This is a genomic window from Schaalia meyeri, from assembly GCF_900105015.1.
GTDB lineage: Bacteria > Actinomycetota > Actinomycetes > Actinomycetales > Actinomycetaceae > Pauljensenia > Pauljensenia meyeri.
Window position 1 is genome coordinate 50195 of the sequence record NZ_FNLK01000006.1, and the last position, 18260, is coordinate 68454.

Genomic DNA, 18260 nt, shown 5'->3' on the forward strand with positions numbered 1-18260 from the left:
CCGACTCCCGATATGTTACGTCCCCATTGACGATCCGCGTGGAAAGCGGAGCCTTTGCAACGGGGATCGCGTGCGCAGCGGGAGCAGTGACGCGCACGGGGCATCGGCCTGACGGGCGCGGGGAGAGCGCGCCTGGCGGGGCGCGAAACGCGCTCCCCGCGGGGCAAACAGTCCTGACGGTGTAACAGGAACCACTGAGCGCTGCGCGTGCGATAATGGCGCAATGACGTTTTCTCCCGGGCTGCCCAATTTCTCCAGCGATTACCAGGAGGGCGCACACCAGCGCGTGCTGGACGCCCTCGTCGCGACAAACATGGAACAAACCAGCGGCTACGGCACCGACGCCCACTGCGCGCGTGCGCGCGACCTGATCCGTGCCGCATGCGAGGCCCCCGACGCCGACGTGTACTTCCTGGTCGGCGGAACGCAGACGAACGCGACCGTCATTGACGCGATCCTGCTGCCCTGGCAGGGCGTCATTGCCCCGAACACGGGCCACATCAACATGCACGAGGCGGGCATCGTTGAGCGCGGAGGCCACAAGATCCTGGACGTTCCTGCCCTCGACGGCAAGATCAACGCTGCCGACGTAGAGCGTATCTGCTCCGCGTGGGAGGGCGACGGCGCGCGCGACCACATGATCGCCCCCGCGCTGGTCTACATCTCCCAGCCCACCGAATACGGCACCCTGTACACACGCCGTGAACTGGAGGGCCTCTCGCGCGTGTGCCGGGCGCGCGGCCTCAAGCTCTTCGTCGACGGGGCGCGCCTGGCATACGCGCTGGCCTCGCCCGCCAACGACGTGACGCTGGCCGACCTGGCGCGCCTGACGGACGTGTTCTACATCGGCGGCACCAAGTGCGGAGCCCTCTTCGGCGAAGCCGTGGTCATTCCGAACAGTGGTTCGATCCGTCAGTTCGTCACGCAGATGAAGCAGCACGGCGCGCTCCTGGCAAAGGGGCGCCTGCTCGGCGTCCAGTTCGAGGCCCTCTTCGAGGACGACCTCTACCTGACGATCGGCGCGCCCGCGGTCCAGGCCACCGCGCGGATCCGCGCCTCCCTCATACGCGCCGGGTACGTCGTTACCATGAACTCTCCCACGAACCTGACCTTTGTCGCCCTGGACCAGGCCGGGCACGATCGCCTGTCCCGCAAGGTTAGCTACGGCATCTGGGAGACGCTGCCCGACGGGCGCCTGCTTGCTCGCCTGGGCACCTCCTGGGCCACCTTAGAACAGGCGGTGGCCGCCTTCGAGGAAGCGCTGGCCTGAGCAGGCAGGTGGCTCTGGTCGCGGCCAATCGACCAGAGGCCCCGCCCGGGCTATCGCGCGGGCAAAGGCGCGTCGGCCCCTCTCGCGTCGCACTCGCTACCGGGACCATTGACCCGGGGGACGGGCGGCGGCTATCCTGGTCGCATGGTACTCAACGAAGAGATGAAGGATTTTTCAGCCCTGGCATCGTCCAGGAGGTCGATCCGCGCCTATGTAGACCGCGAGATCCCCGCCGACGTTTTGGAGGCCATCCTCGCGGATGCGGCGACCGCGCCCAGCTGGTCCAACACCCGCGCCTTCCGCGTCGCGCTGGCCACCGGGGAGCGGGCGCGGCGCCTTCGCGCCGAATACGTGCGACTCTTTGACCAGAGCCTGGAAGCACAGCGCAACAAGGACGCAGCTGCCGCCCCGAAGGATCAGCGCAGCGGGCTGCCGGACGGCGACTTCCCCGTGTGGAAGCGATACCCGGAGGAGGTGCGACCGGCCCAGATTGAGGTCGCCAAGCTCCTCTACGGGATCTGCGGCGTCGAGCGGCACGACTATGAGGGGCGCGACCGCGTTAACCGCCGCAACGTCGTCGCCTTCGATGCGCCCGTCATGGGCTTCGTGTTCGTCCACGAAGAGATGCTGCCGTGGAGCGCCATGGACGTGGGCTTCATGCTGCAGACCCTCTTCCTCTCCGCCAAGTCCCGAGGCGTGGACTCCTGCGCGGTCGGGCTGCTCTCCACGTGGCGCAGCCCCGTCGATGACGAGTTCGAGGTCCCCGAGCACTATAAGCTCATCACCGGCTTTGCCCTGGGCTACGCGGATGCGGGTGCGCCCGTCAACTCGATGGCCGCGCCCCGGCCGCCCATCCAGCTCCTGGAAGGGAAGTAAGCGGGCGGGATTCTTTACCTTTTCGTGAACAATCACGCACAGACGCGCCCGCCTGACGGGTGAGCGCTACCGTGGGGTGGGGCTACGGCCCCGGCAGTTGTTCGCAATCGGAAGGACCCCACGTGTCCCAGAGGTACCTCTCTGTCGCCTTCGCCTACGTCGGCGTCATCGTCGGCGCGGGACTGGCCAGCGGCCAGGATCTGTTGCAGTACTTCCTGTCCTTCGGGGCGCCCGGCCTGGTGGGCATCGCGGCCCTGGGGGTGCTCAACGTCATTTTCGGCGCCGTTGCCCTGCAGCTGGGCTCCTACTACCGTTCGGGCCACCACGACGAGGTGTTCGAGCGCATTACCCACCCCGCCTTCAGGCGCATCATTGACGCGGTTCTGGTGTTCTCAGGATTCGCCATGGGATTCGTGATGCTGGCGGGCGCCGGGGCGAACCTTGAGCAGCAGTTCGGTCTGCCGGCGTGGGCGGGCAGCGCCCTGTGCGCCGCGCTGGTGATCCTCACGGCCTTCCTGGACTTCGACCGGATCATGCAGGTCATCGGCGTCTTCACCCCCATGATCATCGGTGCCATCGCGGTCCTCACAGTCTACTCGGTGACGCGCCCGCACCCCGGCGTGTCCGAGCTGAGCGCCGTCGCGACCCGGATTACCCCGGCGCTGCCGAACCTGTGGCTGTCGACGATCAACTATTTCGCGCTGTGCGTCGTCAACGGCATCGCGATGGCCTTCGTGCTGGGCGGGTCCGTGCTGCGCATCGGTGAGGCCAGGCGCGCGGGTCGCATCGGCGGCACGATCATTGCCCTGGTGATCGGTGCCGACGCTGTGAGCCTGTACCTGAACATGGACCGCATCTGGGACGTGGACGTGCCGGCCCTGGAGGTCGCGCGCAGCGTCCATCCGGCCTTCGCCCTGGTCTACACGCTCATCATTTTCGCGCTGATCTACAACACCGTCTTCTCCCTGTTTTACTCCACGGCGCGCCGCTTTTCCGGCGGTTCCACCTCGCGTATGCGCCTGGTGCTCACGGGCGTGGTCCTGGTCGGCTACGGGGCTTCGCTCATGGGCTTCAAGAAGCTCATCGGGGGCATGTACCCGATCATCGGTTACCTGGGCATCGCCCTCCTGGCGGTCCTGGCCTTCGGGTGGCTGCGCGAGCGGTCCTCCGTTTTGCGCGAGGAGAACCTGCGTCGCAAACTGATTCGCGTCCTGGTGCGCAAGCACGCCGACGAGCTGGAATACACCGACGAGCATCGCGCCCAGGTGCGCACTCTCGCTCGCGCCTCCGTCGTAGGCGGGGTGGAACTGCGCCGCGACGCCAGCTCGATCGCCCAGGAAATCGTCGTCACGCAAGACGATGCCGCGGCCTACGTCAGTGCCGTGCTTCCCGTCAACGAGGCCCTGGTCGCCGAGGCGCTCGGCGCTGAGCGCGGCGAATCCTGAGCGGCGCTACTCGACGAGGCAGTGGCTGCCTCGAACTCTAAAAGCCACCGTTTGCGCCGCGCTCCGGCAGCGTAGCCGCCCGTGCCGCCGGCGGCGACGACGCGGTGGCAGGGCAGGATCAGCAGTAGGGGATTGCGTGCTACGGCCCCGCCGACCGCGCGCGGGGACGCCAGCACGCCGCCCTCGCGCAGGAGCTTCGCCAGGCGCCCGTAGGTGAGCGTGGTCCCGTATGGGATGGAACCCATGGCGGCCCAGACGCGCCGCTGAAAATCGCTTCCCCGTGGCGCGATGGGCACGCGATCCACGGTGGGATTGCGGCCCGCAAAATAGTCATCGAGCCAGAGCGCGGCGGCGTTCAGCGCGGCCGCGTCGCCTGCGCGGGCCTCTGCTCGCACATGCCCGCCGTCCTCCCCTTGACACCGGGAGCCCGGGGGTGGCATCAAGGCTGCCTCGGTCTGGCAGACGCCGTAGGGGTGGCCGAAGAATCGCTGCCCGTGCGCCCATATCCCCACGAGGGCGCCGTCGAGCGCCGCCAGGGTGATGCGCGCGATCGGAGAATCGTAGGCGGCCAGCGTCACGTTTGAACTGGCTGGGGTCGTAGTGGGCATGGATCCACACTGTCACGGCGATGCGTGCCGCGCGAGTCCAGGAATCGTCCGCGCCGCAAAATGAGACGGGAACGCCGCCGGGGTCCCGCGGGAAAACACCGCTGTTCCTCTTTCCCCGGGCAACGCGATGGGAACGGGGCCGGTGGCCGGCGTCAACGGGGACGACGGCGAGGGGAGCACCGACCCGCAGGCACCGTCGAAGACCGGCACGGTCGGCGCCTCAGTCCGTCGTGACCCTCGAGGCGTACGCGGGGTCGCCCCCCATAGAGTTCAGCGCCTCCTCCAAGCGGGCGGGGGACACCACGCCCCCGCGGGCCAGCACCCGGTAGGTCTGGCCGGCCTCGTGGGTGATCATGTTCGTCGTCGTAAAGCCGTTGCGCTCGTAGAACGCCAGGCGGCGCACGCGCTGCTGGTAGTTCGGGGCCTCGCGCGTGACCGGTTCGATCTCGAGCAGATGGGGCACGTGCGGGTGGCGCTCGCGGATGTAGGTGAGGATGCGCGACCCGTAGCCCGCGCCGCGCGTGCGCCCGTCGATCGCCAGGAAACCCAGGAAAAACAGGTCCGGCAGGGCCAGGGAAAAAGTCAGGCCGATGACGTGGCTTGCCCCGGTCTCTTCGACGGGGAGCGCGGCGTTTGTCCACGCATCGAAGGACACCCCGGGTTTTTCGCACGCCTGGAAGAGGTCGGGGAGCGGGATGCGCTCTTCGGCCGGGAAGGAACGCTCGTAGATCTCCCGGATCCTGTCGGTGATCGGCCCCTTGACGGGCACGGGGATTGGGGCGAGGTCGGTCATGGGACAGATTGTACCCGTTCGCCGATGGGTCCCGGATCGCGACGGCCATGAGGCCGGGCGGTGTTTCGGGTGCTTTCCCCGGATACGGAGGGTCACATGTGGGGAACAATCAGGGTATGTTCAGGGGGTTGTTTGGTGAGAATGGTATTTTATGCGACCGCGCGTTCGGTTAGGCTGGTGTGAACAGGGAAAACGCGAGCGAGGAGGAAGCGTGCTTGAACTCAAGGGGATCGTCAAGGCCTATGAGACGGCAAACCTGGTGCAGGTCGCGCTCAACAGGGTCTCCGTCGCCTTCCGGGACAACGAGTTCGTGGCCGTCCTGGGGCAGTCGGGCTCGGGTAAGACCACGATGCTCAACGTCATTGGTGGCCTGGACCGTTTCCAAAGCGGTGACCTGGTTATCGATGGCATCTCCACGAAGGATTACAAGGCCCGCGACTGGGACGCCTACCGCAACAACCGAATCGGATTCGTCTTCCAGTCCTACAACCTGATCCCGCACCAGAGCGTGCTCTCCAACGTCGAACTGGCCCTGACCCTCTCGGGCGTGTCGCGTTCGGAGCGCCGCGCGCGGGCGTTGGAGGCCCTGGAGCGCGTGGGCCTGGGGGATCACGTTCATAAGAAGCCCTCGCAGCTGTCGGGCGGGCAGATGCAGCGCGTGGCCATCGCCCGGGCGCTTATCAACGACCCGGAGATCCTGCTGGCCGATGAGCCGACGGGGGCGCTGGATTCCAAGACCAGCGTCCAGGTGATGGATCTGCTGCGCGACGTGGCGCACGATCGCCTGGTCATCATGGTGACCCACAATCCCGACCTGGCGCACCAGTACGCGACCCGAATCGTTGAGCTGGCCGACGGGGCCATCATTTCCGACTCCGCGCCCTTCGCGCCTGCCGCTCAGGACCGGCGCGTCGCCAGGGCCGTGCGACGCACGTCGATGGGGTTCCTGACGGCCCTGTCCCTGTCGTTCAACAACCTGATGACCAAGAAGGGGCGCACGCTGATGACCTCCTTCGCGGGGTCGATCGGCATCATCGGCATCGCCGCGATCCTGGCGCTGGCCAACGGGACGAACGCTTACATCGCGAAGACCGAAGAGGAGACCCTGGGCTCCTATCCTCTGACGATCCGAAAGAGCGGCCTCGACATGGCCGATGCCCTGTCGATGGGCAATAACGACGCGAAGAATACGAAGGGTGCCCCCGACGGCAAGGTCGGCATCTCTCAGATGCGCACCATCGCGGACAGCATCCGGGACGCAAAGACGAACGACCTGGCATCGCTGAAGACCTACCTGGACAATGGCGGTGGTGGAATCGACGCGATGGTGAACGGGACCGAGTACTCCTACGACGTGGTCCCGCAGATCTTTCAGTCCGACACCTCCAAGTCGACCGTCCAGGTCAGCCCCGACCAGTCGCTGACGCAGATGGAAGCAGGCTTCGGAGCGGGCGCGTTCTCCTCCATGATGCAGACCAACGCCTTTTACCAGATGCCCGCGACGGCCTCGTTGTATTCCTCCGCGTACGACGTGGTGGCCGGGTCGTGGCCGACTGGGCCCAACCAGATTGTCATGGTCCTGGACGCGAACGGCAACGTCCCGAACATCTTCGAATACACGCTGGGGCTCAAGGACCACAAGGAGTTCGACGACCTGATGCGCAAGTACTACGCGGGCGCGGTCGGGTCGGGAAACACCGGCCAGTCGGGTACCCAGTCGGGCGCGGCGCAGGGGAGCGAGAGATCCTACGACTACTCGACGATCCTGAACACCACGTTCCGGCGCGTTAACGCCTTCGACAAGTACACGTGGGACGAGAACTACCAGGTGTGGACCGATCATTCCTCTGACACGGAATACATGAAGAAGCTCGTGGAGGGCGGCCAGCAGCTGACCATCTCCGGCATCGTCAAGCCCAACTCATCGCGTGGCGGGGCGCTGCGTCAGGGGTTCGCCTACACGCCCGCCCTGACCTACCAGATCATCGAGGAGGCCGCGGCCAGCCCAATCGTCAAGGATCAGCGGGCCAAACCCGAGGTGGACGTGTTCACGGGCAAGACCTTTCAGGAGCTGGCCGATAGCTCGAAGAACCGCGGCAAAGGCTTCGACATGTCCTCCCTGTTCACCGTGGACGAAGAAAAGCTGCAGGCCGCCTTCCGGATCGACCCGTCGAAGCTCCAGATGGACCTGTCGGGCATGGACTTTTCCAGCATGGACCTTTCCGGATTGGACTTCTCCAAGCTCGACATGTCGGGCATGGATCTGTCGAACCTGGACCTGTCGGCCCTCGCCGCGCAGTCGGGCGAGGGGCTGGACCTGTCCGACCTTAACCTCGGGGACCTGAGCAAGTACCTGCCTCAGCTGGCGAACGTTGATTTCCCGACGATCATCCGCTCGGCCCTGGCCGACGGCGCCATCAAGGAAGGGGCTGCGGAGTACCTGAGCGCCCAGGCAGCGCAGATCGCCCAGGGCTTCCAGGATTACGCGCGCCGACAGATTGAACAGGGCGGTCCGACCGACTTCCCGACCCTGGCCGCGGCGTACTTCTCCCAGCCCGAGGTGATCGAACAGCTGCGCAGGGCAATCACCTCCGACCAGGTGATAGACGCGGAAAAGCTGACGGCCAACCTGATGAAAGCGCTCGGTAACGACCCGGCGCTGTCTCGGATCGGGGCCGAGGTGTCCGCGCAGGTCATGAAGGCGATCTCCCAGCAGATCGCCGCGCGACTCGGCGCGAACCTGATCCAGGGGGTGAGCGCCGCAATCAGCCGGGTCATGCAGGAAGCCATGACGAGCGCGATGAGTGCGATGATGACGCAGCTTTCTGGCGCCATTGGGGAACAGATGAGCAGGACCATGGAGCAATTCGCCGCGAACCTGTCCAGCGCTTTTGCGATCGACCCCGAAGCTTTGGCCCAGGCCTTTAAAGCGAACGTGGACGAGAAATCTCTGGCTGCCCTGATGGCGACCATGTTTTCCACGAACGTTCCGACCCTGGACACGAACCTGAAGAAACTCGGGTGGGCGGATATCGCGTCGCCGTCGAACATTTCGCTCTACCCGAAGTCCTTCGCGGACAAGGACGGGGTGAAGGCCGCGCTCGACGCGTACAACGCCGACAACAAGGCCGCCGGCGAGACGGGCAAGGTCATCGCCTACTCCGACGTCATGGGTGCGCTCATGAGCTCGGTGACCAAGATCGTCAACATCATCTCGTGGCTGCTCATCGCCTTCGTGTCCATCTCGCTCGTGGTCTCCTCGATCATGATCGCGATCATCACCTACATCTCTGTCCTCGAACGTCGCAAAGAGATCGGCATCCTGCGCTCGATCGGCGCCTCCAAGGGGGATGTGTCCCGCGTATTCAACGCGGAGACCGTCATCGAAGGGTTGTTGGCGGGCCTGATCGGCGTGGGCGCCACCTACGGCCTGTGCGCGATAGCCAACGCGGTTGTTTCCGCCTCCTTCCAGGTGGAGAACATCGCTCAGCTCTCGCCGCTCACGGCGCTGACGCTGATCGCCGTGTCCATCGCCCTCACCGTCGTCGCCGGCATCATCCCCGCGGCGCGGGCCTCCCGTCAGGATCCCGTCGAGGCGCTGCGCGCGGAGTGAGGGGCGCCGCGCCGCCGCTGAGGCGGCCGCGGATCCGACGCGCCTTCGCCGCGGCCTACGCTAGGCTGAAGGCAACGCCCTTTTATATTTATATGGCGCGAGGAAAAGAGGAATCATGCCCACACCCGACAAGCTCGCCACGGACGCCACCGTCGCCATCACGCTGGCGGATGGCTTCGAAGAAGTGGAGGCCCTGGCCGTCGCCGACGTCCTGTACCGCGCCGGGGTGCGCGCAGACCTGATCTCCGTGACCGACGCGCGACACGTGACCAGCTCTCACGGCATCCGCGTGGTCGCGGATGCCGTGCTGGGGGAGGCGGACCTGTCCGCCTACACCCTGCTGTTCCTGCCCGGTGGCATGCCGGGCACCCTGGGGCTCAAGGGCACGCCCGCGATCCGGGAGGAGGTGCTGCGTCGCGCCGACGCGGGCCAACTCATCGCGGCGATCTGCGCGGCCCCCTCCTTCCTGGCGGAACTGGGCGTCCTGGACGGGCGCCGCGCGACCGCGAACCCCGCCTTCATCGCCTCCATCGCCGCCGGTGGCGCGATCGTTAAGGAGGAGCCCGTCGTGGTCGACGGCGCGGTGATGACCAGCCGAGGCGCGGGCACCTCGCTGGAGCTGGGCCTCGAGATCGTCCGAGTGCTCGTGGGCGATAAGGCCGCCGGTGAGGTCGCCCGAGGGATCGTGCGCCCCCTCTGAGCTGGCCAAGTCCTCGATGAGTCGCGAAAGGAAGCACAACTGGCATGAGTCGGCGCAAGCCTCGTCCCTGGCCTGACGTGCCCGCGCCCCTGGCGGCGCCCGTGGTGGATAACCACACGCACCTGCCCACCCATGCCGGCGAGATCCCCAGGGCGGACGGCGTGGCGCTCAGCCTGGAGGAGCAGCTGGATCGTGCCCGCGCCGTCGGCGTGCCCTGGGTGATTTCGAGCGCGTGCGAGCTGCCGGACTTCGATCCCATGCTGACACTCGCCTGCTCCCACTCGGGGGTGCGCGTGGCGCTGGCGATTCATCCGAACGAAGCCGCCCTGCACGCCGGCTGCGCGCAGCCTTCGCCCGACGGATTGACCCCGACCGTGCGGGAACACCACGTGCCCCTCACCCAGGCGCTCGCCGCGGTGGAGGCGCGCCTTGGCGACCCGATGGTCGTGGCGGTGGGCGAGAGCGGCCTCGACTATTTCCGTACCGCGGACCCCGGGCGCGAGGCTCAGAAAGAATCCTTCCGCGCCCACATCGAGATGGCGCGGACGGCGGACCTGCCCCTGCAGATCCACGACCGCGACGCACACGAGGACACGCTGGAGATCCTGGGGAACAGTGCCGGGGCCGACCAGAGGATCGTGTTCCACTGCTTTTCGGGCGACGCCAACATGGCCACCCGCCTGGCCAGGCGCGGATGGTTCGCATCGTTTGCCGGGCCGATCACCTATCCGGCGAACGAGGACCTGCGCCGGGCCCTGGCCGCCCTGCCGCGCGAACTCGTCCTGGTTGAGACCGACGCCCCGTACCTGACGCCGGCTCCCTGGCGCGGGTGCCCCAACGCCTCCTACGTCATGGCGCACACGGTGCGTTTTATCGCGGATCAGTGGGGAGTCAGCGAGGAAGCGGCGTGCGAGCAGCTGCGGGCGAACACCCGGGCGGTCTACGGCTCCTGGTGAGGGAAAAGCGCCGGTTTTCGGGCGTCGCTCAGGCGCCGGAACCCGCTCGGCGGACTTCTCCGCTCGCGTGACTTGCGTCAAAGTAGTCGCGAAACGGTAACAAATTGGTTACGGTGGATGAGTCAGTCCGATTCGGGCTACCCATCGAACAGCGCCGCTCCCAGCCGGCGGATGGTCGGGTGCGGCCTCGAAGCGGAACCTACAAGGTCTGGAGACCCGTGAGCGTTAAGCCCTCCCGCACAGTCGTCATTTCCGTCGCCTCCGCAACCGCCCTCCTGGTGGTCGGCACCGCCGCCACAGCCGTCGGGAGCTCCTATCGCCACGTCACCCTCGAAGTAGACGGTGTCAGCCGCGACGTGTCAGGCTTCTTTACCACCGCGGGCGACGCCCTGAGCAGCGCCGGGGTAAATGTTGGCGACCACGATCTCGTTGCCCCCAGCGCCGATCACAGCGTCTCCAACGGCGACACCGTGGTCGTGCGCACGGCGACGCGCTACGACGTGACTGCCGACGGAAACGAAACCACCGCGTGGTCCACGGCCTCGTCGATCTCCGGCGTGCTCTCCGCCCTGCCCGCCACCTCCTCGTCCATGGCCGCCGACCGCTCCCACACGCGCGCCGAAATGCCGATCGGCGAGGGCGGCGAAACCATCCACGTCGTCGCCGACGCACACACCACCGACGTCGTTGCCTCGCCCGCCGAAGGCACGACCGCGATCCTCTCAAAGGCGGGCATAACCGCCGGTCCGATCGACCGTGTCACCCTGGAAAGCAATGACGGCCAGACCACCCTGCGCGTCGCCCGCGTCGCGCGCGGCAACGTCACCACCACGACGGAGATCCCCTACGAGACCGAGGAACGCGAGGATGCCGAGGCCGAAGAGGGCACCGAAACCACCGTGCAGGAAGGCGCGGCAGGCAGCGAGACCACGCAGGCTTATCAGGAGACCATCGACGGCAACGTGACCGTCTCCGCCGTGGTGTCCACGACCCGCACGGAACCCGCGACGCGCATCGTTTCTAAGGGAACGAAGCCCAAGAAGGCGCAGGATTCCTCCGGTTCTCGCTCCGGTTCCTCCTCGTCCGGTTCGGGTGGCATCACCGGCGACGACGCTGCCATCTGGGCGGCCATCGCCCAGTGCGAGTCCGGCGGCAACCCGTCCACCAACACCGGCAACGGCTACTACGGCATGTACCAGTTCTCGCTGCCCACGTGGCGCAGCGTTGGCGGCACCGGCCTGCCCTCCGACGCTTCGGCTGAGGAGCAGACCATGCGGGCGCGCATGCTCCAGCAGCGTTCCGGCTGGGGCCAGTGGGGCTGCGCATACAAGCTCGGCCTCGTCTGACGTGACATTACCCGCGGGCCGGCCACACTCGTGGCGCGCCCGCGGGCGGTCGCGCTAAGCTGACCAGCAGTACCGATAGCGAGTAACTGGAGAATCGTGAGCAACCATCTGAGCACCTCCCTGAGCGCCTCCGCCGCCAGCGCCCTGCACGTCCTCGGCGCCCACCTGCGATCCTTCGCGCCCTCTCCGCGTGCGGTCCTTAGCGTAGCTGCCCTGGCCTCCGCGGGGGTCCTCGGTATCGCGGGAGTCGGAGTTGCCTCCTCCTACACCTCCGTCATCGTCGAGGTGGATGGCGTATCCCGACCGGTGGCCCTGTGGGGTAACACCGTGGGCGATGCCCTGGGCGTCGCCGGTGTGAGCGTCGGCAACAACGACCTGGTTCAGCCCGGCACCGGCGAGGCGGTCCGCGACGGCGACACCATCGTCGTTCGCACCTCCAAGGCGTACGCGGTCACCGTCGACGGGGCGACGCGCACCCTGTGGACCACCGCTTCTTCCGCCGACGGAATCCTCGCCGACGCGGCGCCGCTCGGTTCGACCATCACGCTGGCCGCGGACCGTTCCGCTTCCCGCGACGAGCTCACCCCGTTGGTGTCTCGGCCCCGCAACGTTGCCGTCACGGTTGACGGCACCAGCCGCGAAGTGGCAGCGCGGCCCGGCCAGGACGCGCGCGCGATCCTCGAAGCAGCCGGCGTGTCGGTCCACCCCCTCGACCGCGTGAACGTGATGAATGGATCCACCGGTGAGCTCACGATCAACGTCAGTCGCGTGACCCGAGGACAAGCCACCGCGACCGTCGAGATTCCCTTTAACGAAACGACCGCGACCAGCAGCGACATGTTCGTCGGCGAATCCCAGGTCACGACGCTCGGCGCGAAGGGCGTGACCACGTGGACGGTGTGGCAGGAAAAGAACGGCGACGAGGTTCTGACCTCGGTGCCGATTACCGAGCACTCCACGTCCCAGCCCGTCACTCAGGTGCGTTCGGAGGGGACCAAGGAAGCCACCCCGGCCGCGCTCGTCGCTGCGGGTATCGACCCCAAGGCCACCCTTGAGGAGGCTACGGAGTCCAACGGCACCACCTCGGTGCGTTACCGCGCGAAGCTGGGCACGATCTCCTCGAAGGCGGAGATTGCCGCCATCAAGGCTGAGTCCAACAACGCAGGCTCGACCGGGTCTGGCAGCGTGCCCTCCAACTACTCGGGCGAGGATCCGCGTTCGTTGGCCAAGCCGCTCGTTGAGGCGCAGGGGTGGGGCGCCAGCGAATACCAGTGCCTGATCCAGCTGTGGAACCGCGAATCCCAGTGGAACCCGTACGCCGAGAACGCCTCTTCGGGTGCGTACGGCATCCCGCAGGCGCTGCCCGGATCCAAGATGGCCTCGGCCGGTGCCGACTGGCGGACGAACCCCGTCACGCAGATCAACTGGGGTATCGGCTACATCAAGGGTCGCTACGGCACGCCCTGTTCCGCCTGGGCGCACTCGAACGCGGTTGGCTGGTACTGAGCGTGCTATCGTTGGCAGTGTCCCGTTACCCGACAAATGAGAGGAGGTGAACGCCGTGGCTAAAGGATACAAGTGCCCCACGTGTGAGCAGTACACGCTTCAGGCGTATACGACTAATCAGCTCAAGTGCTCGCAGTGCGCGACTATCGTGAGGAAGTGATGCCTTGAAGGGGCCATAGTGGCACAGTTTCGTTAAGTCATGCAGAAACACTGCTACAATCAACGATATTTGAGCCAAAGAAACGTGTAAATGCTCGGGGTTTGCTGTTGAACAGCAGACCCCGAGCTTCGTTCTTGCGCTTCTCACAAGTGCCAATGAATTACACGCGATTGTTGCTCTGTTGCGACACGAAACTAGACAATCGAAGTGCACTCCTGTGTGACGTTGGTCGGGGACAGCTGCGCGTCGACCCGGTCGAGGCACCCGCACTGTGAGGCCGGTCGCCTCGCGTGCTGCCCGAACCCGGACTCGCCGGTGCCGTGGACTACACTGACCAGCGTGACACGATCCCAATCTTCCCGTAGCCAGCGCGACGCGCGCCGCCGCATTGACCCGACCCTGCCCGAGGGGGCCGTCCCCTCCGACACGGGCCTCCTGGGGCCCCTCGAGGTGCGGGCAATCTCCGAGGCGCTCGGCATCCGCCCCACGAAGGTGCTGGGACAGAACTTCGTCCACGACGCCGGGACGGTGCGCAAGATCGTCGCGGCCGGCGACGTGCACGCCGGGGACGAGGTCGTCGAGGTCGGGCCCGGGCTCGGCTCCCTGACCCTGGCCCTCCTTGAGGTTGGCGCGCGCGTGCGCGCCGTCGAGATCGACCCGCCCCTGGCCTCGGCCCTACCCGAGACGGTGCGATCGCGCATGGGCGAGGCGGCCGAACGCTTCCACGTCGTCACCATGGACGCCACAGAGATCACCGGAACCAGCGACTTCGGCGTCGACTGGCCGCCGCCCACGAAGCTGGTCGCGAACCTGCCGTACAACGTGGCGGTCCCCGTGCTGCTCAACATGCTTGAGGCGTTCCCCTCGATTCGGGGCGTCGTCGTCATGGTCCAGGCCGAGGTGGCCGACCGCCTGGCCGCCGACCCCGGCTCGCGCACCTACGGCGTCCCCTCCGTGAAGGCCTCCTGGTACGGCACGGTCGAACGTGCGGGCACGATCGGTCGCTCCGTATTTTGGCCCGTGCCCGGCGTGGACAGCGCCCTCGTGCGCCTCACCCGCCTGGCCTCGCCGCGCGGGGACGACGAGCTGCGTCGCGCGACCTTCGAGGTCACCGACGTGGCCTTTGGCCAACGTCGCAAGACCCTGCGCGCCGCCCTGAAGGACTGGGCGGGAGGCCCCGACCCCTCAGAGGCCCTGCTGCGCGATGCCGGAATCGACCCGACGCGCAGGGGCGAGACGCTTTCGATCGATGAATTCGTTCGGCTTGGCCGCGCTGTCCTCCAGGCGCGAGAAGGCGGGATCCTCGCCCCCTCGGACGCTGTCCGCTGACGCGCCGAAACGAAAGGAATGTCATGCGTGAAGTGCGCGCCAGCGCGCCCGGAAAAGTCAACCTGACGCTGAGAGTCGGGCCGCCCACCCCCGATGGCTACCACCCGCTGGTCACGGTGTTCGAGGCGCTGTCCCTGCGTGAAACCGTCACCGTGCGCACGACGAAGGCCCCTGGCGTGAGCGTGGAGACGACCGCCTACCGAAGCGATGGCAGCGTCGATGAGGACACGACGCGGGCTATGGCGGCCCTGGATCCTGGCGATCACCTGGCCGTGCGCGCGGCCCGCGTCCTGCGACGGCTCGCCGCCGCCGGTCCCTGGGCGTCCACCGCCGCCGGAGTGAGCATCCGCGTCGATAAGCGCGTCCCCGTCGCGGGAGGCATGGCCGGCGGCTCCGCCGACGCGGCCGCCACGCTGGTCGCGTGCAATCAGCTGTGGGAGCTCGGCCTTAGCGCCGACCAGCTTCAGGCCATCGGGCGAGGCCTGGGCGCGGACGTGCCAGCCTGCCTGGCGGGCGGCATCGCCCTGGGAACCGGGCGCGGGGACCACATGCATCCCCTCCTCCCCGCGCGGCCCGAGGCATCGGCCGCCTCTGGGCACCACTGGGTCATGCTCCTCGCCCGCGAGGGGCTGTCCACCCCCGAGGTCTTCTGCGAGTTCGACCGATGCGGTGCCGTAAGCGCCCACGGCCTGTGCGAGCCCACAGCCGAGGAAATTCGCGCCCTGTGCGCGGGGCCTGAAGAACTCAGCCACCGCCTCGTCAACGACCTGCAGGCCCCCGCCCTGCGGCTGCGCCCCGAGCTGGCGCGCACGATGGACGCCGCCCGGCAGGCCGGGGCCCTTGCCGTGATCCTGTCGGGGTCGGGGCCGACCGTCGCGGCCCTGGCCCGCGACGCCGCGCACGCCCGGGAACTCGCGAGCTCTCTCGAGGGCGCTCCGACGGTCGCCCGCGCCATCCCAGCCGTCGGCCCCGCCAGCGGCGCCCGCCTCGAAGAGATGGAGGCCAGCTGATGGCGCACCTGCTCGGAACGCAAAACGTCGGCGCGCTCGCAGGATCGCGCAAGCTCCTCGCGGGCGTGACCGTCGGCCTGGACGACGGCTCCCGGGTCGGAATCCTCGGCCCCAACGGCGCAGGAAAGTCCACGCTGCTGCGCATCGTCGTCGGCACGCAGGAACCCGACGGGGGAGTGGTGACCCGGCGCGACGGCGTGCGCGTCGCCCTCCTCACCCAGGCCGACTCCCTGGATCCCGCGGAAACCGTGGTTCGCTCCGTCCACCCGGGCCTGGAAGAGTACGAGTGGGCCTCGGACGCGCGCGTGCGCGACATTCACGCCGGACTGCTCGCCGGCATTGACCCCGAGGCGCTCGTCGGAACGCTGTCGGGCGGGTCGCGGCGTCGCGTCGCCCTGGCCAGGGTCCTGGCCTCCGCAGCGGACATCGTATGCCTGGATGAGCCCACGAACCACCTGGACGTCGAGGGGGTCGCCTGGCTGGCCGCCCACCTGAACGCGCGCTTTGCCCGGCCGGGTGCGAGCGGTGCGCTGCTGTGCGTCACCCACGACCGCTGGTTCCTGGACGCCGTGTGCGAACACATCTGGGAGGTCGTGCCCGGCGTGGACCCGGGCGGCGACCGCCCGCAGATCCCCGGCCGCGTCGAGATATACGACGGATCCTACGCCGCCTACACGCTGGCCCGTGCCGAACGCGTCCGGCATGCCGACGTGGCGGCCGCCAAGCGCGCCAACCTGCTGACGAAGGAACTGGCGTGGCTGCGTCGCGGTGCCCCCGCCCGCACCTCCAAGCCAAAGTTTCACGTCGCCGCGGCCGAAGCCCTCATCGCCGACGTGCCGCCGCCACGCGACACCGTTGAGCTGGTGCGGATGGCGACCTCGCGCCTGGGCAAGGACGTCATCGACCTGGAGGACGTGTCCGTTTCCTTTCCGCGACCCGACGGGACGCGCCTGAGCGTCCTTACAGGCGTCACATGGCGACTGGCGCCCGCCGAGCGCGTCGGCATCGTCGGCGTCAACGGCGCCGGTAAGACGACGATTCTCAACCTGTTGCGCGGTGACCTTACCCCCGACTCGGGACGCGTCAAGCGCGGCAAGACCGTGCAGGTCGCCACCCTATCCCAGGACACCCACGAGCTCGATGCCCTGGCCGACATGCGCGTCGTCGAGGCCGTGGCGGACGTCGCCCAAAGCGTCGTCATCGACGGCAGGGAGGTCAGCGCCTCGCAGATGAGTGAACGCATGGGGTTCACGCGGGCGCGCGCGTACACGCGCATCAGCGAGATATCCGGCGGCGAGCGACGACGCCTCCAGCTCATGCGCCTGCTCATGGGCCAGCCGAACGTGCTGCTCCTGGACGAGCCCACGAACGACCTCGATACGGACACCCTGGCATCCATGGAGGACCTGCTCGACACGTTCCCCGGCACCCTGGTCGTCGTCTCGCACGACCGCTACCTGCTCGAGCGCGTCACCGACCACCAGGTGGCGTTGCTCGGCGACGGGCAGATCCGTGCCCTGCCGGGCGGCGTCGAACAGTATCTTCAGATGCGCGCGCCTACCGATCGCGAGGCGGCCGACGCGTTGCGATCGCCGGTGCCCTCCCACGCGCCGCCCTCCCCGGTGGGTTCCGCCTCCGGTGCGGACGCGGGCGCTGGTGCGTCGTGCTCCGGTGTTGCGCGCGGTGGGGTGAGCGACGCCGCGGCGAGGCGCGCGGCGAAGAAGGAGCTGGCCCGCATCGAGCGCAAGCTGGACCGCCTGCGCAGTGAGGCCTCGGCCCTGGAGGAGCGGCTGGAAGCCCTGTCGATCAGGGCCGCCTCCGATGCCCTGGCCGTGTCGGAACTGACGAAGGTTTCGGCGTCGCACCAGGGCATCCTGGGCGAGATCGAGGAACTGGAGGATGCATGGCTGGAGGCGGCGGAGCGGGTGGAGTAGATTTTTGCCGCCGGGCCTTCCCGTTCGCTAGGATCAGCGGTGGGCGACCAGCAATGGGTGGTCGCATGTGAACTGAGGGAAGGATGACGGTGTGAGTGGACCAGGTTTTGGGCTTGTTGTCGGGGCACAAACGAAGGCAGCAAGCTACGTCGTGGACTGTGCTGATGCCCTGGTGGGTATTGCGCGCAACTTGGACTCTGACGTGTCGGGGGAATTGTCACGAGTGACGGGCCCCTACTTGTCCGTATTGCGTGAGACGCTGGACACGTGGGAGGAGGGCGTGGGCGCACACGTGGCCGACTTGGGGCGCTACACACAGGCTCTCGTCGCGGTGGATGAGTCGGTCCTGGCGGCAGAGGAGGATGCCGTCACAGCTCTGCGCGATGCCGCCTCAGGCTTTGGGGGCGCGGTATGAGCAATCGGGACCTGGTTTTTCGTGAAACGGCCGTGAACTACATGATGGACGACATTGCCTGTGCGGTTGCGAAAATACGCGAGGGGAGCGCAGAGATGTCGGATCTCGTGGAGCACGAACTCGTGGAATGGACGGATACCTCCGAGGCCAGGCAGGCGCAGCAAGCGTGTGCGCAGCGTCTGGATGCGCGAGCTGAAGACCTGGCGGCCGCCTTGGATGCGCTGAAACAGGCGTTCGAGGATATTCGCCAGGCTGGTATCGAGGCGGAAACCCTGGCTTTTGCGGCGGTGGATTAGGAG

General features: G+C 67.4%; 15 protein-coding genes. 13 read left to right on the forward strand and 2 right to left on the reverse strand.

All coding sequences use genetic code 11. From position 1 onward, the window contains the following. Positions 1–223: 223 nt before the first annotated feature. From BLT68_RS03095 to BLT68_RS03105, 3 genes are all read left to right on the forward strand, one after another. On the forward strand, positions 224–1270 hold the full coding sequence (locus BLT68_RS03095; RefSeq protein ID WP_050695157.1) for a threonine aldolase family protein: 1047 nt from the start codon (positions 224–226) through the stop codon (positions 1268–1270). 144 nt (positions 1271–1414) lie between these two features. Further along, positions 1415–2146: a nitroreductase family protein gene (locus BLT68_RS03100; RefSeq protein ID WP_050695156.1), complete on the forward strand. Its 732-nt coding sequence runs from the start codon at positions 1415–1417 to the stop codon at positions 2144–2146. 122 nt (positions 2147–2268) lie between these two features. Then, positions 2269–3591 (forward strand): YkvI family membrane protein, encoded by a 1323-nt coding sequence (locus tag BLT68_RS03105; RefSeq protein ID WP_050695155.1) that lies wholly within the window; start codon positions 2269–2271, stop codon positions 3589–3591. Here BLT68_RS03105 and BLT68_RS03110 read toward each other — a convergent pair. Beyond that, positions 3516–4199, reverse strand: a complete 684-nt coding sequence (locus BLT68_RS03110) for a methylated-DNA--[protein]-cysteine S-methyltransferase (RefSeq protein WP_083332354.1) — start codon at positions 4197–4199, stop codon at positions 3516–3518. The two genes, BLT68_RS03105 and BLT68_RS03110, sit on opposite strands and share 76 nt — an antisense overlap. A 220-nt stretch (positions 4200–4419) precedes the next feature. Beyond that, positions 4420–4992 carry a GNAT family N-acetyltransferase gene (locus tag BLT68_RS03115; protein WP_074632773.1) on the reverse strand — a complete coding sequence of 191 codons (573 nt, stop codon included), beginning with the start codon at positions 4990–4992 and terminating at the stop codon, positions 4420–4422. A gap of 211 nt (positions 4993–5203) precedes the next feature. Here BLT68_RS03115 and BLT68_RS03120 point away from each other — a divergent pair, with 211 nt between their 5' ends. The 10 genes from BLT68_RS03120 to BLT68_RS03165 all read left to right on the forward strand — a co-directional run bounded on the left by BLT68_RS03120 (position 5204) and on the right by BLT68_RS03165 (position 18257). After that, positions 5204–8605 carry an ABC transporter ATP-binding protein/permease gene (locus tag BLT68_RS03120; protein ID WP_074632775.1) on the forward strand — a complete coding sequence of 1134 codons (3402 nt, stop codon included), beginning with the start codon at positions 5204–5206 and terminating at the stop codon, positions 8603–8605. Positions 8606–8720: 115 nt separating this feature from the next. After that, a complete protein-coding gene (locus BLT68_RS03125; protein WP_074632779.1) occupies positions 8721–9305 on the forward strand; it encodes a DJ-1 family glyoxalase III in 585 nt (194 codons plus the stop codon). Between the two features lie 44 nt (positions 9306–9349). After that, the gene (locus BLT68_RS03130) at positions 9350–10261 is read left to right on the forward strand and encodes a TatD family hydrolase (RefSeq protein ID WP_074632781.1); all 912 of its coding nucleotides are present in this window, start codon (positions 9350–9352) and stop codon (positions 10259–10261) included. 218 nt (positions 10262–10479) lie between these two features. Beyond that, positions 10480–11607 carry a resuscitation-promoting factor gene (locus tag BLT68_RS03135; RefSeq protein ID WP_074632783.1) on the forward strand — a complete coding sequence of 376 codons (1128 nt, stop codon included), beginning with the start codon at positions 10480–10482 and terminating at the stop codon, positions 11605–11607. A gap of 96 nt (positions 11608–11703) precedes the next feature. Continuing rightward, on the forward strand, positions 11704–13113 hold the full coding sequence (locus BLT68_RS03140; protein ID WP_050695149.1) for an aggregation-promoting factor C-terminal-like domain-containing protein: 1410 nt from the start codon (positions 11704–11706) through the stop codon (positions 13111–13113). Between the two features lie 499 nt (positions 13114–13612). After that, a complete protein-coding gene (gene rsmA, locus BLT68_RS03145) occupies positions 13613–14602 on the forward strand; it encodes a 16S rRNA (adenine(1518)-N(6)/adenine(1519)-N(6))-dimethyltransferase RsmA (RefSeq protein ID WP_074632785.1) in 990 nt (329 codons plus the stop codon). Between the two features lie 23 nt (positions 14603–14625). Continuing rightward, positions 14626–15612: a 4-(cytidine 5'-diphospho)-2-C-methyl-D-erythritol kinase gene (locus BLT68_RS03150; RefSeq protein WP_050695147.1), complete on the forward strand. Its 987-nt coding sequence runs from the start codon at positions 14626–14628 to the stop codon at positions 15610–15612. After that, the gene (locus BLT68_RS03155; protein ID WP_074632786.1) at positions 15612–17546 is read left to right on the forward strand and encodes an ABC-F family ATP-binding cassette domain-containing protein; all 1935 of its coding nucleotides are present in this window, start codon (positions 15612–15614) and stop codon (positions 17544–17546) included. Before BLT68_RS03150 ends, BLT68_RS03155 begins: the two co-directional genes overlap by 1 nt. 91 nt (positions 17547–17637) lie before the next feature. Then, positions 17638–17961: a hypothetical protein gene (locus tag BLT68_RS03160; RefSeq protein WP_074632788.1), complete on the forward strand. Its 324-nt coding sequence runs from the start codon at positions 17638–17640 to the stop codon at positions 17959–17961. After that, positions 17958–18257, forward strand: a complete 300-nt coding sequence (locus tag BLT68_RS03165; protein ID WP_074632789.1) for a pyrroloquinoline-quinone synthase — start codon at positions 17958–17960, stop codon at positions 18255–18257. Before BLT68_RS03160 ends, BLT68_RS03165 begins: the two co-directional genes overlap by 4 nt. Positions 18258–18260 lie beyond the last annotated feature (3 nt).